The following is a 15915-nucleotide window of genomic DNA, read 5'->3' as shown; positions in this document are numbered from 1 at the left end:
ATGCATGGACCGCCGCATTTTCGGGCTGGAGAACGAGTACGGCGTCACGTGCACGTTCAGGGGACAGCGGCGTCTGTCTCCTGACGAGGTGGCGCGGTACCTCTTCCGCCGTGTCGTGTCATGGGGTCGCAGCAGCAATGTCTTTCTGCGAAACGGCGCCCGGCTGTATCTCGACGTGGGCTCACATCCGGAATACGCGACACCCGAGTGTGACAATGTGACCGAGCTGGTCACTCACGACAAGGCCGGTGAGCGCATTCTCGAAGGGCTCCTGGTGGACGCGGAACGACGCCTGCACGAGGAGGGAATCGCGGGCGACGTCTACCTTTTCAAGAACAACACCGACTCGGCGGGCAATTCGTACGGGTGCCACGAGAACTATCTGGTGGCCCGGCACGGTGAGTTCTCCCGCCTCGCGGACATTCTCATCCCGTTCCTGGTGACGAGGCAGTTGCTGTGCGGCGCGGGCAAGGTGCTCCAGACGCCGCGGGGCGCGGTGTACTGCGTCAGTCAGCGGGCGGAGCACATCTGGGAGGGCGTGTCGTCGGCGACGACGCGTTCGCGGCCCATCATCAACACCCGTGACGAGCCGCACGCGGACGCCGAGCGGTACCGGCGGCTGCATGTGATCGTGGGTGACTCGAACATGTCCGAGACGACCATGCTGCTGAAGGTGGGCGCCACGGACCTGGTGCTGCGCATGATCGAGGCGGGCACGGTGATGCGTGATCTCACCCTGGAGAACCCGATCCGGGCGATCCGCGAGGTGAGCCACGACATCACCGGGCGGCGCAAGGTGCGTCTGGCCAGCGGCCGTGAGGCCTCCGCGCTGGAGGTGCAGCGGGAGTACTTCGACAAGGCGGTCGACTTCTGTGACCGCCGGGGTATTCGTACGGGCACGGTGGCGCAGGTCCTGGAGCTGTGGGGCCGCACGCTCGACGCGATCGAGACGGAGGAGCTGGACCGGATCGGTACCGAGATCGACTGGGTGATGAAGTACAAGCTCATCGAGCGGTACCGCGAGAAGCACAACATGACGATGTCGCATCCGCGGGTCGCGCAGATAGACCTCGCGTATCACGACATCCACCGTCGTCGCGGGCTGTACTACCTGCTGGAGAAGAAGGGTCAGGCGGCGCGGATCTGCAACGACCTGAAGATCTTCGAGGGCAAGTCGGTGCCGCCGCAGACGACGCGGGCGCGCCTTCGTGGTGACTTCATCCGGCGGGCGCAGGAGCAGCGCCGGGACTTCACGGTGGACTGGGTGCATCTGAAGCTCAACGACCAGGCGCAGCGCACCGTGTTGTGCAAGGACCCGTTCCGTTCGGTGGACGACCGGGTGGAGAAGCTGATCGCGGGGATGTAGTCCTGTCCGCGTGAAGGGTGGTTTTCCGTGGGTGTCTGACGGATCGCCACACGGGCGCCGTACGTTTCCCGTACGGCGCCCTTCTCGCGTCGTAGAGTTGCGCGCACGCCAATCCGCAAGATCGACCGATTACGAGGCATCTCCGTGCGCCGACGTTCAGTGCTCCTTGCCGCCGTTCCCGCAGGACTGGTCACGCTCGCCGGGTGCGGCGACGGGGATTCGAAGTCCAGCAAGGCGAGCGCGTCACCGTCTCCGTCGGCGTCGTCCGCGCCGCCGCCGAAGATCGTGGACGGTCCGCTGCCGGCGATCACGGGGGGCAAGGAGTTCGGCCAGAAGCCGACGGTGGCCAAGGGCGAGGGCGATCCGTCGAAGAACCTGGCGGTGCGCACGGTCATCGCGGGCAACGGTCGTACGGTCGCGGAGAACGACTTCATCCAGGCGAACTATCTGGGCCAGATCTGGAGCTCGGGCAAGGTCTTCGACAACTCCTACGACCGGCAGCCGCTGGTGATCCAGCTGGCGCAGGGCAGCATCATCGACGGCTGGCGGTACGCGCTGACGGGCAAGAAGACCGGCAGCCGGGTGGAGATCGCGGTGCCGCCGACCTGGGGGTACGGCGAGTCGGGGAACGCGCAGGCGGGCATCAAGGGCACCGACACGCTGGTGTTCGTGATCGACGTGATCGACTCCTTCAACTCCAAGAGTTCGTCGAAGGGCAAGGCGGTCCCGCAGGACGACGCGGCGCTGCCGAAGGTCGCCACCAACACCGACGGTGCCGCGCCGAAGGTGACCGTCCCGAAGTCGGCGCCGCCCAAGGAGCTGGTGTCGAACTACGTGCTGGAGGGGGACGGGCAGCCGGTCAAGAAGGACCAGACGGTGCTGTGCCAGTTCCAGGGGCTGGTGTGGGACAGCGGCAAGGTGTTCCAGCAGACGTACGGCACGGGGCGGCTGAGCCAGTTCTCGGTGGAGCAGATGGAGCAGGTCGTCAAGGGTCTGGCGCAGGGGATCACGGGCAAGAAGGTCGGCAGCCGGGTGCTCGTCGTGGTGCCGCCGAACCTGGCCTACGGCGACAACCCGCCCGGTGGCGGCGACATCAAGAAGGGTTCCACGCTGGTGTTCACGGTGGACATCCTCGCCGCGATGTAGGGCGTGCCGGTGGCCCCGCGCGCGGGGGTGAAGCCGTGAGCAATGAAAGACTGTCCGTGTTACGTGTCGTACACAAGCAGGAGCTTTTGACGTGAACATCGACAAGCCGGAGATCGACTTCCCGGGCGGCGAGCCGCCGGCGGACCTCGAGATCAAGGAGATCTGGGAGGGCGACGGCGAGGTGGCCGAGGCGAAGGACTTCGTCAAGGTCCACTACGTGGGTGTCGCCTTCTCGACCGGCGAGGAGTTCGACGCCTCCTGGAACCGCGGTACGCCGCTGGAGTTCCAGCTCGGTGTCGGCCAGGTCATCCAGGGCTGGGACAAGGGCGTGCAGGGCATGAAGGTCGGCGGGCGCCGTCAGCTGATCATCCCGGCGGACCTCGCCTACGGCGACCGTGGCGCCGGTGGCCGGATCGCCCCGGGCGAGACGCTGATCTTCGTCTGCGATCTGGTGGGCGTGGGCAAGCGCTGACCCGGTGACCGACCGGATCTGATCGGAGAAGGGCCCGTACCTGGCGTATGGGCCCTTCTTTTATGACCTGTGCTGTCCGTAATGGCCCTTCTTCTTTGTTCTGGCTTTTGCCGCGCCACCGCGGAGCGGTACGGTCGACGATCGGAAGCACCAGAGGAGGCGAAGGGCGTCGATGGCCATTGCCAAGGCCGAGCGGCTGATGAACCTAGCGCTGTGTCTGCTCGGCACACGGCGACCGCTCAGCAAGCGCGAGCTGCGCGAGTCCATCGAGGCGTACCTGGAAGCGGGCTCGGACGACGCGTTCAACCGCATGTTCGAGCGGGACAAGGACGATCTGCGCGAGCTGGGGCTCGTCATCGAGACCGTCGAGAACATCGAGGGCGAGGTCGGCTATCACGCCCGCGGTGACAGCAACCGGCTGCCGCCCATCACCCTGGACGCCGAGGAGGCCGCCGCCCTCGGTCTGGCCGCCAAGGTCTGGCAGCAGGCCCGGCTCGCCGGTGCCGCCAGCGGCGCGCTGCAGAAGCTGCGCGCGGCCGGACTCCCCGAGGATGTGGACCCCTACGGCGCGCACAGCGCCCTGGAGCCGCGCATCCCGGTGCACGAGGCCGCCTTCGAGCCGCTGATGCTGGCCTGCCGCGACCGCCGCCCGGTGCTCTTCGACTACCGCAAGGCCTCCGCCGCCCACCCCGAGCCCCGGCACGTCGAGCCGTGGGCCCTGGAGTGCTGGCGCGGCCACTGGTACCTCGCGGGCTACGACCGCGACCGGGGCGCCGAGCGCGTCTTCCGGCTCTCCCGGATCACCGGCAAGGTCCGCGCGCGCGGCACCGGCCTCACCGCGCCGGTGCCCGACGTCGTCACCGTGCGCGAGACCGTGGCCGGGTGGGCGGGCGAGAGCGCCGACCGCTCCGCGCTGATCCGGCTGCGCTCGGGTGCCGGGTACCCGCTGCGCGCGAAGGCCGTCAAGGTCCGCGACCTCGGCGACGGCTGGGACGAGCTGGAGATTCCGTACGGGCACGGCCTCGACGCCTGGCTGGTGGAGTTCGGGCCCGACGTGGTGGTGCTTGAACCGGCCGAGCTGCGCGCGGACGTGGTGGACCGGCTGCGTGCCGTGGCCAAGGGCTGATGGGGGAGCGGAGCACAACCATGGCAGGAAAAGCAGTCAGGCCCGCCAACGCCATCGACCAGACACGGCGGATGCTGTCCCTGGTGACCTATCTGCGCGAGCGCCCCGGCGCCCGGATCGCGGACGTGGCGCGCGCCTTCGGTATCACCGAGGACGAACTGGTCTCCGACCTCGACGTGCTGCCCATGTGCGGCACCAGCTTCCGGGGCGGCGACCTCCTGGACATCGACACCGACGGCGAGCGCATCTGGTGGCACAACCCCGCCGCCCTGGGCGCCGACGCCGCCGAACCGCTGCGGCTGGCCGCCGACGAGGCGACCGCGCTCCTGGTGGCCGCCCGCGCGGTGGCCACCCTGCCCGGCCTGCGCGAGAGCGACCGCCAGGCCCTGCTGCGCGCCACCGCCAAGGTGGAGACCTCGGCGGGCGAGGCGGCCGGGGCCAGCTCGCGCCTGTCGGTGACCTTCGAGTCCGAGGGCGGCGTCTTCGCCGACGTCGACCGGGCCATCTCCGAGCGGCGTCGGCTGTGGATCCGCTACTACTCCCCGGCCCGCGACGAACTGACCGAGCGGGAGATCGACCCCATCCGGCTGGTCAGCGTCGGACACACCTATGTCGAAGCCTGGTGCCGCCGCTCGGAGGCGCGTCGCACCTTCCGGCTCGACCGGGTGGCCGAGATCCGCATCCTGGACGAGCCGTCCGCGCCGCCCGAGATAGCACCCCGCGACCTCTCCGAGGCCCTGGTGCAGCCCGCCGCCGAGGACCCCGAGGTCGTGGTCGAGGTCGGCCCGGGCGGACGCTGGGTCGCCGAGTACTACCCGCACGACAGCGCCGATGAGCTTCCCGACGGCGGGCTGCGTATCACTCTGCGCACCCCCGATCCGGCCTCGCTCAGGCGGCTCGCCCTGCGGCTCGGCCGCGACGGCCGGATCGTCTCGCCGCCCGAACTGGCCGACAGCGCCCGCCGGGCGGCCCGCGAGGCGCTGGCGGCATACGAGACCTACGACGCCCACGACAGCGCCGACGGCGCGGCCGAGGGGGTGTCCGGCGGCGCGGACGGGACGTACGAGCGGGGGGAGCGCGGGCTGTGAGCGAGGTTTCGGTGTCCGACGCCCGGACAGCGGGCGGTGGCCGGGGGACGGGGGTCCGGGGGATGACGGTCGGTGCCGCCTTCGCCGGGATGCGGCGCGTGGTGCCGGTGGTGTTCAAGGCGGGCTGCCCGGACTGCCGGGGCCGCTTCGAACTCGCCGCGAGCGCGCTGCGCCTGGCCATCGGAGCCTCCAGCCGCACCACCTTCTACGCCTTCACCTGCCCCGGCTGCGGGGCGGCGGTCCGCAAACCGGCCGGGGAGCGGATCGTGGAGCTGCTGACCGGCGGCGGGGTGCGCACCCTGCGGCTGCACTCCACCGCGTGACCATGACCTGCCGGGCCTCGGGGACCGTCTAGGCTCTTCGGCATGTTCTGGCCGATGTTCGCGGTAGCCATGGGTTTCCTGGGTCTTCTCGTCCTGGGGGTGCTCGCCGTCCGGGTGTTCCTGGCGGCGCGCGGCCTCGGGGAGCAGGTCGCACGGTCGGCCGACCGCATCGGCCGGGCGGCGGAGGACCTGGAGCGGGCCGCGGTGAGCGCGGCACGGGCCGCCGACACGCTGTGACGTCCGCCATGCTTGCCTCACGGCGGCCTTGGACGGCGACGCGAGGGGGCCGCCGCCCTGTCATACGAGCGAGGCAGGCAGGTACGCTGCTGGTCGCGGTGTGGAGAACGAGGCCCGCGCCGTGGAGCGGGACGACGTACGGGGATTGCTCGGCGTTTACCCCCGAGCGTTACGATCGCTGCGACCACGATCGCTCGGACGCCTGCCCGACTGGTCGGACAGCCCCCACCCAGCCGCCTCGGTGAGAAGGTAAAGACTTATGTTCGGAAGGCTCGGCGCCCCCGAGATCATTCTCATCCTCGTCGTCATCGTCCTGTTGTTCGGTGCGAAGAAGCTTCCGGACATGGCCCGTTCGCTGGGCAAGTCCGCGCGCATCCTCAAGAGCGAGGCCAAGGCGATGAAGGAAGACGGCAACAGCTCCGCTCCGGCCGGTCCGCCCAACGGCGAGCAGCCCCCTGCGCAGCGCACCATCCAGGCCGCCCCCGGCGACGTGAACAGCTCGCGCCCGGTCAACGAGCCGACGGACACCACCCAGCGCTGACCCGCGGCCGGACCTCCGGCCTGCCGCACGAGATGAGGACGTGGGTTGCTTCAGTCTGCCCGCAAGAAGGAGAGAGACCCCGAGGGGCGGATGCCTCTTGTGGATCATCTTCGTGAACTCCGCAACCGGCTTGTGAAGAGCCTGCTGGCGATCATCATCGGGATGATCGTCTCGGCTTACTTCTACAGAGACATCATGGAGTTCTTCACGAACCCGATTCTTGACGCCGTCGGGTGCAAGTACAGCTTCACCGAGCTCGCGCGGAATCCTGACAGCAAGCAGTGTGCGCGCATCGTTCAGAACGGCCTGCTCAGTCCGTTCACGCTTGCACTGACCGTGTCGATGTCGGCCGGCATAGTGCTGGCGGCGCCCGTGTGGCTCTATCAGCTCTGGGCTTTCATTGCGCCCGGCTTGCACAAGAACGAGAAGAGGTACGCGCTCGGCTTCGTCGCGGCAGGCTTCCCTCTCTTCGCCACTGGCGCTTATTTTGCTTACTGGACGCTGCCCAAGATGGCGTCGGTCATGCTGGAGTTCTCGATCATCGGCAGCGACAACCAGTTGCCTCTTGATGATCTCTTGCAGCTCATCATGCGGATGATCGTTGTCTTCGGGCTGTCCTTCGAGCTTCCCCTCCTGCTGGTCATGCTGAACTTCGGCGGTCTTCTCTCAGGACGCCGGATGGCAGGCTGGTGGCGAGCGATGGTGCTGGGCATCACCCTCTTCGCCGCGATCGCCACGCCCAGTACCGACCCTGTCTCCATGCTGGCGCTGGCAGGGCCGATCTGCTTGCTGTACTTCGTCGCCACGGGTGTGGCCTTGCTCAATGACCGGCGTCGGGCCCGCCGCGAGGCCGAGGGTCTTGCCGACGACGAAGCATCCGACCTCGACCTCACTCCCGAGGACATCGGCGGGGCCGAGGTTGTGTCTGCCCCGCGTCGTTCGCCGGAGTCGAGGGATTCCACCCCACACGACGGTGCCAGCTACGAGGACGTCACGTAGCGTCGCGTCAGCTTGGCCATTCCGACTGAGAGTGCAGAAGTGGGTGCGACCTCATAGGTCGCACCCACTTCTGCATGGGACATCAGATCTTGGGCGAGCCCGTCAGCGACCAGGTGCCGCCCCCCGCTCCATCGTTCTGGATGTCCCAGGCGACGTGGCCGTCCGCAGTCCAGCCTCCGGTGGTGGTGCTGTAATAGCTGTGGCCAGTGATCCGGGCGCTGCCCGACTCCTTGTAGTTGACCGTGCCCGCGATGTCGATGTTCTCGTTCTGGTAGTCGGCGTCGTTTCTCTCCAAGCGCAGGTTCAGGACCAAGTCCTCCATGCCTGTGCTCAGGCCGCCGCCGCCGTCCTGCCAGGAGATGTCGGCATAAGCGTTGTAGTAATTGTCAGAGCTGCGGTGCACGCACAGCGTCACGTAAAGGTCGAGGTTGACGCCAATGGTGTCGAACTCCTTGTGCTGCTGGCTGCTGCAGGAGGTGGCCGCAGCTGCCAGGGCCGATGTGGGAGTCAGAGCGACCGCCCCCGCAGCAGCGATAACCACGGCGGCGGCGGAGCTTGCCAGGCGCGTGATGCGCTTCACTTTTACTCTTTTCGTGTTCGCGTGGTCACCCACGGCTAGTGGAACTGAACGTAAAATCGCTCCTCGTGATCGTCTTACAGCTTTCCGTTAAGTGTCAACCATGTGGTCGTTGGTTGGCGATGGGGTGAGGTCGTGTCGGATCTGGCCCGTCGAAGGTGTTCAAGCCTTGCTCCGATCGGAGATCGGCACCGGTAATGATCGTCCTGTTGTCGGTGTGGCCCGGTACGCTCGAAAGCACGATGACAGAGGACCTCTCACCGGCCGAGCGGTACGCGGCGTCCCGGGTACGGGCAGCCGAGCAGGCCACCGCGCTCGCGGGCTTCCGCGAGATGTACGACTTCGGCCTCGACGACTTCCAGGTGGAAGCCTGTCAGGCGCTGGAGGGCGGCAAGGGCGTGCTGGTGGCCGCCCCCACCGGCTCCGGCAAGACGATCGTGGGCGAGTTCGCCGTCCACCTCGCCCTGGAGCAGGGCAAGAAGTGCTTCTACACGACCCCCATCAAGGCGCTGTCGAACCAGAAGTACGCCGACCTGTGCCGCCGCTACGGCGCGGACAAGGTCGGCCTCCTCACCGGTGACAACAGCGTCAACTCCGACGCCCCGATCGTCGTCATGACGACCGAGGTGCTGCGGAACATGCTGTACGCCGGTTCCCAGACCCTCCTCGGCCTCGGCTATGTGGTCATGGACGAGGTGCACTACCTCTCCGACCGCTTCCGGGGCGCCGTCTGGGAAGAGGTGATCATCCATCTGCCCGAGTCGGTGACGCTGGTCTCGCTGTCGGCCACCGTGTCCAACGCCGAGGAGTTCGGCGACTGGCTGGACACCGTGCGCGGCGACACCGAGGTGATCGTCTCCGAGCACCGGCCCGTGCCGCTGTTCCAGCACGTGCTGGCCGGGCGGCGGATGTACGACCTGTTCGAGGAGGGCGAGGGCCACAAGAAGGCCGTCAACCCCGACCTCGCCCGGCTCGCCCGCATGGAGGCCACCCGGCCCTCGTACCAGGACCGCAGGCGCGGCCGTGCCATGCGCGAGGCCGACCGGGAGCGCGAGCGCAGGCAGCGCTCGCGGGTGTGGACGCCGAGCCGTCCCGAGGTCATCGAGCGCCTGGACGCCGAGGGTCTGCTGCCCGCGATCACCTTCATCTTCAGCCGCGCGGCCTGCGAGGCCGCCGTCCAGCAGTGCCTGTACGCGGGGCTCCGGCTCAACGACGAGGAGGAGCGGGAACAGGTCCGCGCCCTGGTCGAGGAGCGCACCGCCAACATCCCGCCGGAGGACCTGCACGTCCTCGGCTACTACGAGTGGCTGGAGGGCCTGGAGCGGGGCATCGCCGCCCACCACGCGGGCATGCTGCCGACCTTCAAGGAGGTCGTGGAGGAGCTGTTCGTGCGCGGCCTGGTCAAGGCCGTGTTCGCCACCGAGACCCTGGCGCTCGGCATCAACATGCCCGCCCGCTCGGTGGTGCTGGAAAAGCTCGTCAAGTGGAACGGCGAGCAGCACGCCGACATCACCCCGGGCGAGTACACCCAGCTCACCGGGCGTGCGGGGCGGCGCGGCATCGACGTCGAGGGCCATGCCGTGGTGCTGTGGCAGCGGGGGATGAGCCCCGAGCACCTGGCCGGGCTCGCGGGCACCCGCACCTATCCGCTGCGCTCCAGCTTCAAGCCGTCGTACAACATGGCGGTCAACCTGGTCGAGCAGTTCGGGCGGCACCGCTCGCGCGAGCTCCTGGAGACGTCGTTCGCGCAGTTCCAGGCCGACAAGTCGGTCGTCGGGATCTCCCGGCAGGTGCAGCGCAACGAGGAGGGTCTTGAGGGCTACAAGGAGTCCATGACCTGCCACCTCGGCGACTTCGACGAGTACGCGCGACTGCGCCGCGAGCTGAAGGACCGGGAGACCGAGCTGGCCCGGCAGGGCGCCAGCCAGCGGCGCGCCGAGGCCGCCGTCGCGCTGGAGAAGCTGAAGCCGGGCGACATCATCCACGTGCCCACCGGCAAGTACGCGGGCCTCGCCCTGGTCCTCGACCCCGGCCTGCCCGCCGGGCGCACCGGCGGCCATCGCGGCTTCGACCACCACGACGGGCCCCGCCCGCTGGTGCTCACCGCCGAACGGCAGGTCAAGCGGCTGGCGTCCATCGACTTCCCCGTCCCGGTGGAGGCGCTGGACCGGATGCGCATCCCCAAGACCTTCAACGCCCGCTCCCCGCAGTCCCGTCGGGACCTCGCCTCCGCGCTGCGTGCCAAGGCCGGTCACATCCCGCCCGAGCGCGCCCGCAAGAAGCGCGCGCAGGCCGCCGACGACCGCGAGATCGCCCGGCTGCGCACCGCGATCCGCGCCCACCCCTGCCACGGCTGCGACGACCGCGAGGACCACGCCCGCTGGGCCGAGCGCTACCACCGGCTGCAGCGCGACACCTCGCAGCTGGAGCGGCGCATCGAGGGCCGTACGAACACCATCGCGCGGACCTTCGACCGCATCGTGGCGCTGCTGACCGAGCTGGACTATCTGCGCGGCGACGAGGTCACCGAGCACGGGCGGCGGCTCGCCCGGCTCTACGGCGAACTCGACCTGCTCGCCAGCGAGTGTCTGCGCGAGGGCGTCTGGGAGGGGCTGAGCCCCGCCGAACTCGCCGCGTGCGTCTCGGCGTTGGTGTACGAGTCGCGTGTCGCGGACGATGCGATGGCGCCCAAGCTGCCTGCGGGCAAGGCGAAGGCGGCGCTCGGGGAGATGGTGCGGATCTGGGGGCGGCTCGACGCGCTCGAAGAGGACTTCCGGATCAGCCAGACCGAGGGGGTGGGGCAGCGGGAGCCGGATCTCGGCTTCGCCTGGGTCGCTCATGAGTGGGCCTCGGGGAAGGGGCTGGACGAGGTGCTGCGGGAGGCGGAGATGCCGGCGGGGGACTTCGTTCGGTGGACCAAGCAGGTGATCGACGTTCTTGGGCAGATCTCTGCGGCGGCGCCTGCGAAGGAGGGGTCGACTGTGGCCAAGAACGCGCGTAAGGCAGTGGATCAGTTGCTGCGGGGTGTGGTGGCCTACTCGTCTGTGGGGTAGCTGTCGTCCGGCGGGTGCGGGCCCGTTGTGGCTTGTCGCGCAGTTCCCCGCGCCCCTGAAGAAGAAAGGCCAACTGTCCTTCTCTGTCTTGAGATGTGGCGGTTGGCCTTTCGCACGTCCACAGCTCGCTACTTACTGTGTTCGAATAACTTCCCTGCGTGCAAATGGGGTTGAGGTTACTCCCGGTACCGGGGCGATTTCAGGTGCTTGCCGAATATGACACCGCGATGATCCGGTCGGACTAAGCTCGCCCGCGGCGCACCCGGTTGAGATGAATTCGGGTGCCTGTACCCAAACATACGATTCGCCCCAGAAGGCATCCATGGTGAGTGTTCAGAAACCTCCCGGTGTCCGTGAACGTCCTTACGCACGCGTGTTGTTGCCCCCCGGTCTGCTGATGATCGCCGTGACCGCCGCCGCCGTCGCCCTGACGCCGGCCGCCGCCCGGATCGCCGTCGCCTGCTGCGGGGCCGTGGCCACGCTGCTGGTGCTCGTCACGGCCGGTGAAGCCGTGCGGCGCGGGCGGGAGTTGCGGGCGGTGCGGGCCGAACACGCCCGGCACACCGCTTACTTGGAGCAGCGCGTCGCCGCCCATGACGCACAGCTCGACCGGCTGACCACCGATGTGCTGCCCACGGCGGTCTACCGGCTGCGCGGCGGCGATCTGCTCCGGGAAGTGCTGCCCAAGGTCGTCGACAACGACCCCGACCTGCGCAACATGCCGCGCTCGCAGCGCGATCTGCTCTACGCGGCGCTGCGCGCGGTGGACCGCGAGATCTCGATGCGTGACGCCTCCGAGCGCGCGTTCGTCACCATCGCCCGCCGCGTCCAGGCCATCGTGCACCAACAGGCCAAGGAACTGCGGGAGATGGAGGAGGACCACGGCCGCAGCCCCGAGGTCTTCGACGACCTGCTGCGCATCGACCACGGCACCGCGCTGATCGGCCGTCTCGCCGACACCATCTCCGTCATCGGCGGCGGGCGGCCAGGACGCCAGTGGCCCAAGCCCGTGTCGCTGTACAGCGTGCTGCGCGGTGCGATGTCCCGCATCCTGGAGTTCCCGCGCATCAACCTGAGTTCGATCGTCAATATCAACATCAAGGGCACCTCGGTCGAGCCGATCATCCACGCAGCCGCCGAACTCCTCGACAACGCCACGCGCTACTCGCCGCCCACGGCCAAGGTGCACGTCACCGCCGTCGAGGTGCAGAGCGGTGTCGTCATCGAGATCGAGGACGCGGGCGTCAGCCTCAGCGAGGAGTCCCGGGCCCGCATCGAGAAGATGATCGACGACGCCAAGCACGCGGACGACGCCGACTCCCTCGGTGAGAACCCCCGGCTCGGCCTCGCGGTCGTCGGCCGGCTGTGCACCTCGTTCGACATGGACGTCTCGCTGCGCGCCTCCGCGTACGGCGGGGTCCGCGCCATCCTCATGGTGCCGCGCAACATGACCACCACCGAACCCGGTGTGGGCGTCGCCCATGGCATCGGCGCCACCGCCGTACCCATGCCCGAACTCGGCGCCCTGGAAGGGCCCAAGCGCCCGCCCAAGAAGCGCCGCCCCACCAGCCCCCGCATCCCCGCCGGTGTCTCGCTGGAGGACGACGTCCCCGAGGTCACCGAGTGGACGGCGGGCGGGCTGCCGCAGCGCCGCAGCCGGGTGAAGACCCCGCTCGCCCAGCGGTACGCCGAGCAGGAGGCCATCGAGCGCGCCGAGGCCGAGGGCAGGCCCACCATCTGGTCCCAGACCCGGCAGGAGCCCGAACCCGAGATCGACCCCGAACGGCAGAAGCTGCTCGACCGGGAGCCCGGCCTGTGGGTCGACGCCTTCTGGGAGGGGCTGAAGAAGGACAACCCGGGCGTGCACCCGACCGACTTCACGCGGAACCCGACCGCCTATCTGCACCTGATCAACGACTCGGCCGACACGGAAGCCGGCGACGAGGGGGACCTCAAGTGATCCAGCAGCGTGCGAACTTCGACTGGATGCTCAAGCAGCTGCACGACGGTGTGCCGGGCATCGAGATGATCGTGGTCCTCTCCGCGGACGGACTGCGCATCGCCCGCTACGGCGGCGACCCCGACGCGGCCGACCGGATGGCCGCCGCCTGCGCGGGAGTTCAGAGCCTCGCCGGTGCCGTCGCCCAGGAACTGCCGGGCAGCAGCGGGGAGATGAAGCTCGTCGTCATCGAGATCGACGGCGGCTACTTCTATCTGATGGCCGCGGGCGACAACGCCTATCTCGCGGTGCTCGCCGACGTGGTGTGCGAACCGGGCCGGATGAGCGGCATGATGCGCGACCTCGTCGTCCGGATCGGCGCCCATCTCACCAGTCCGCCCCGGCGGAACGGGCAGACCGTATGACTCCACCGCGACGCACCCGGCGGGCACCGAAGGAACCGCCCTCGCCGCCGCCCGTCCCCGCGCCCTCGCCCGCCGCACCGGCGGAGGGCGAGGAGGGGCCCGGCAACCCGGAGCGGCTGTACGCCCTGACCGGGCTCAGCGACGGCGGACGGATGCACCTCGACCTGGTCACCCTGGTCGTGGCGCGTTCCGCCCCGCCGCGCTCCGGCACCCCCGAGCAGGCGGCCGTGCTCCGGCTCTGCGGCAACCCCCTGTCCGTGGCCGAACTGTCGGCCTATCTGAAACTGCCGTTCAGCGCGATGACCGTACTGATCACCGAGCTGATCACGGCCGAACTGGTGCAGGTGCGCGCCCCGATCGTGCGGCAGGCGAGGCCCGACCGATCCATCCTCGAAGCGGTGATGCATGGACTTCAACGGCTCTGACACCCGGAGCGCCCCGATCCCCGGCCCGCGCACCGAGGACCGGCTCCCGCACACGGCGCAGGCCGCCGTGAAGATCGTGATCGTGGGCGGCTTCGGGGTCGGCAAGACCACCATGGTCGGCTCGGTCAGCGACATCCGGCCGCTGACCACCGAGGAGACCATGACCCAGGCCGGTATCGGCGTGGACGACAACTACGGCTCCGACACCAAGACGGCCACCACCGTGGCCATGGACTTCGGCCGCATCGGCATCACCGAGAAACTGGTGCTCTACCTCTTCGGCACCCCCGGCCAGGAGCGCTTCTGGTTCCTGTGGAACCGGCTGTTCGAGGGCGCCCTCGGCGCGGTGGTCCTGGTGGACACCCGGCGCCTGGAGGTCAGCTTCGACGTCATGGGGCGCCTGGAGGAGCGCGGCGTGCCCTTCATCGTTGCCGTCAACTCCTTCCCGGACGCGCCCCGGCACCCCGTCGAGGAACTGCGCACCGCGCTCGACCTGGCCGAGGACATCCCGATCGTCGAGTGCGACGTACGACGGCGGGCCTCCAGCAAGGACGTGCTGCTGACCCTCATGCGGTTCCTGCACTCGCTCGCGCTCTCCGGAGCCCTCGCCTGACCCGCGTGTCCCACCGACCCGCATCCCATCCGTCCCGGAGCGACACTGTGACGCCTGAATCCCACCCCCCGACGGGCACCCATGACCCCACCGCCGGGCCGCCGCCCGGCTGCCCCGCGCACGGCCTCGGCCCCGGCGCCCTGCACCGGCTCCACGGCCCCGGCGCCGGGGACCTGGACGAGCTGTACGAGTGCCTGCGCGAGCGGTACGGCCCCGTGGCCCCCGCCCTTCTGCACGAGGACGTGCCGATGTGGGTCGTCCTCGGCCACGCCGAGAACCTTCAGATGGTGCGCAGCCCCTCGCAGTACACCCGCGACAGCCGCATCTGGACCCCGCTGCTCGACGGCCAGGTCAAGCCCGACCACCCGCTGATGCCGCACATCGCCTGGCAGCCCATCTGCTCGCACGCCGAGGGCGACGAGCACCAGCGGCTGCGCGACGCGGTCACCTCCGCGATGGCCACCATCGACCACCGCGAGATGCGCCGCACCATCGGCCGCTACACCCAGGGCCTGGTCAACGCCTTCTGCGAGCGCGGTCATGCCGACCTCGTCCCGCAGTTCGCCGAGCATCTGCCGATGGCCACGCTGTGCGCGATCCTCGGGATGCCCGAGGAGTACAACGACCGCATGGTGCAGGCCGCCCGTGACGCGCTCAAGGGCACCGAGACCGCCATCCAGAGCCACACCTACGTCATGGAGGCGCTGAGCCGGCTCGCGCTGCGCCGCCGCGCCCGCCCCGAGAACGACTTCACCAGCCACCTCGTCACCCACGAGGCGGGCCTGAGCGACGACGAGGTCCGCGAACATCTGCGGCTCGTCCTCTTCGCCGCCTACGAGGCCACCGCCAACCTGCTCGCCAACGCCCTGCGCATGGTGCTCACCGAGCCAGGATTCCGCGCCCGGCTCAACGGCGGCCAGATGACGGTGCCGGAGGCCATCGAGCAGTCCCTGTGGGACGAGCCGCCGTTCTCCACCGTCCTCGGCTACTACGCCAAGCAGGACACCGAGCTGGGCGGCCAGCGCATCCGCCGGGGCGACGGGCTGCTGTTCGCGCCCGCGCCCGGCAACGTCGACCCCCGGGTACGGTCCGATCCCCGCGCGCAGATGAAGGGCAACCGCTCCCATCTGGCCTTCGGCGGCGGCCCGCACGAGTGCCCGGGACAGGACATCGGGCGGGCGATCGCGGACGTGGGGGTGGACGCCCTGCTGACCCGGCTGCCGGACATCCGCCTGGACTGCCCGGAGGACGAGCTGCGCTGGCGCTCGTCCATCGCCTCCCGGCATCTGGTCTCGCTGCCGGTGCGGTTCGAGCCCAAGCTCCAGCAGGACGTCTCCCTGCCGCCGAGTCAGTCGCCGATCCCGCGCCCGCGCGAACAGTGGCAGGTCACGGCTCCGGCGCGGGCGGCGGCCCCGGTGCCGGAACCGCGCCAGGAGCCGGTGCGGCCCGAGGCCGAGCCGGTGCGCGTGCGGGAGTGGGAGTCCGCGCGGATGCCCGAGCCGGTCGGCGCGGCCGTCTCCGGCGGGGAGTCCGGCCGGGAGAGTGTCTGGCGGCGGCTGATGCGCTGGTGGGTCGGCGAGTGAGG

The 15915-nt window shown here is 69.4% G+C and carries 16 protein-coding genes; 15 read left to right on the top strand and 1 reads right to left on the bottom strand.

Annotated features, from left to right (window positions below; all coding sequences use genetic code 11):
• Positions 1-4 precede the first annotated feature (4 nt).
• The 9 genes from pafA to tatC all read left to right on the top strand — a co-directional run bounded on the left by pafA (position 5) and on the right by tatC (position 7298).
• On the top strand, positions 5-1366 hold the full coding sequence (gene pafA / locus B079_RS0127980; RefSeq protein WP_026249154.1) for a Pup--protein ligase: 1362 nt from the start codon (positions 5-7) through the stop codon (positions 1364-1366).
• Positions 1367-1510: 144 nt separating this feature from the next.
• A complete protein-coding gene (locus tag B079_RS0127975; RefSeq protein ID WP_026249153.1) occupies positions 1511-2512 on the top strand; it encodes an FKBP-type peptidyl-prolyl cis-trans isomerase in 1002 nt (333 codons plus the stop codon).
• Between the two features lie 91 nt (positions 2513-2603).
• Positions 2604-2984: an FKBP-type peptidyl-prolyl cis-trans isomerase gene (locus B079_RS0127970; RefSeq protein ID WP_018549157.1), complete on the top strand. Its 381-nt coding sequence runs from the start codon at positions 2604-2606 to the stop codon at positions 2982-2984.
• A 172-nt stretch (positions 2985-3156) separates the two neighbouring features.
• Complete coding sequence (locus tag B079_RS0127965) at positions 3157-4110, top strand: helix-turn-helix transcriptional regulator (RefSeq protein WP_018549156.1); 954 nt, start codon at positions 3157-3159, stop codon at positions 4108-4110.
• Between the two features lie 20 nt (positions 4111-4130).
• Positions 4131-5198, top strand: a complete 1068-nt coding sequence (locus tag B079_RS0127960) for a helix-turn-helix transcriptional regulator (RefSeq protein ID WP_026249152.1) — start codon at positions 4131-4133, stop codon at positions 5196-5198.
• 62 nt (positions 5199-5260) lie between these two features.
• Positions 5261-5521 (top strand): hypothetical protein, encoded by a 261-nt coding sequence (locus B079_RS0127955; protein WP_018549154.1) that lies wholly within the window; start codon positions 5261-5263, stop codon positions 5519-5521.
• Between the two features lie 42 nt (positions 5522-5563).
• Positions 5564-5758, top strand: a complete 195-nt coding sequence (locus B079_RS0127950) for a hypothetical protein (RefSeq protein WP_018549153.1) — start codon at positions 5564-5566, stop codon at positions 5756-5758.
• Between the two features lie 259 nt (positions 5759-6017).
• Positions 6018-6299: a Sec-independent protein translocase subunit TatA gene (gene tatA, locus B079_RS0127945; protein ID WP_018549152.1), complete on the top strand. Its 282-nt coding sequence runs from the start codon at positions 6018-6020 to the stop codon at positions 6297-6299.
• A 45-nt stretch (positions 6300-6344) separates the two neighbouring features.
• A complete protein-coding gene (gene tatC, locus B079_RS0127940) occupies positions 6345-7298 on the top strand; it encodes a twin-arginine translocase subunit TatC (protein WP_026249151.1) in 954 nt (317 codons plus the stop codon).
• Positions 7299-7380: 82 nt separating this feature from the next.
• On the opposite strand, the gene B079_RS0127935 is transcribed toward tatC, so the two are convergent.
• Positions 7381-7878: a hypothetical protein gene (locus B079_RS0127935; RefSeq protein ID WP_018549150.1), complete on the bottom strand. Its 498-nt coding sequence runs from the start codon at positions 7876-7878 to the stop codon at positions 7381-7383.
• A 194-nt stretch (positions 7879-8072) separates the two neighbouring features.
• Here B079_RS0127935 and B079_RS0127930 point away from each other — a divergent pair, with 194 nt between their 5' ends.
• The 6 genes from B079_RS0127930 to B079_RS0127905 all read left to right on the top strand — a co-directional run bounded on the left by B079_RS0127930 (position 8073) and on the right by B079_RS0127905 (position 15913).
• A complete protein-coding gene (locus tag B079_RS0127930; RefSeq protein ID WP_018549149.1) occupies positions 8073-10928 on the top strand; it encodes a DEAD/DEAH box helicase in 2856 nt (951 codons plus the stop codon).
• 322 nt (positions 10929-11250) lie between these two features.
• A complete protein-coding gene (locus B079_RS0127925) occupies positions 11251-12888 on the top strand; it encodes an ATP-binding protein (protein WP_234016886.1) in 1638 nt (545 codons plus the stop codon).
• The gene (locus B079_RS0127920; protein ID WP_018549147.1) at positions 12885-13292 is read left to right on the top strand and encodes a roadblock/LC7 domain-containing protein; all 408 of its coding nucleotides are present in this window, start codon (positions 12885-12887) and stop codon (positions 13290-13292) included. The genes B079_RS0127925 and B079_RS0127920 overlap by 4 nt, the downstream gene beginning before the upstream one ends.
• Positions 13289-13717 (top strand): DUF742 domain-containing protein, encoded by a 429-nt coding sequence (locus tag B079_RS0127915; protein WP_018549146.1) that lies wholly within the window; start codon positions 13289-13291, stop codon positions 13715-13717. Before B079_RS0127920 ends, B079_RS0127915 begins: the two co-directional genes overlap by 4 nt.
• Positions 13698-14330, top strand: a complete 633-nt coding sequence (locus tag B079_RS0127910) for a GTP-binding protein (RefSeq protein WP_018549145.1) — start codon at positions 13698-13700, stop codon at positions 14328-14330. The genes B079_RS0127915 and B079_RS0127910 overlap by 20 nt, the downstream gene beginning before the upstream one ends.
• A gap of 47 nt (positions 14331-14377) precedes the next feature.
• Positions 14378-15913: a cytochrome P450 gene (locus B079_RS0127905; RefSeq protein ID WP_018549144.1), complete on the top strand. Its 1536-nt coding sequence runs from the start codon at positions 14378-14380 to the stop codon at positions 15911-15913.
• Positions 15914-15915: the final 2 nt, after the last annotated feature.

The organism is Streptomyces sp. LaPpAH-108 (genome assembly GCF_000373625.1).
In the GTDB taxonomy this organism is placed as follows: Bacteria; Actinomycetota; Actinomycetes; order Streptomycetales; family Streptomycetaceae; genus Streptomyces.
Note: the sequence above shows the minus strand (reverse complement) of the source record. Positions and strands in the feature narration are given on the sequence as shown.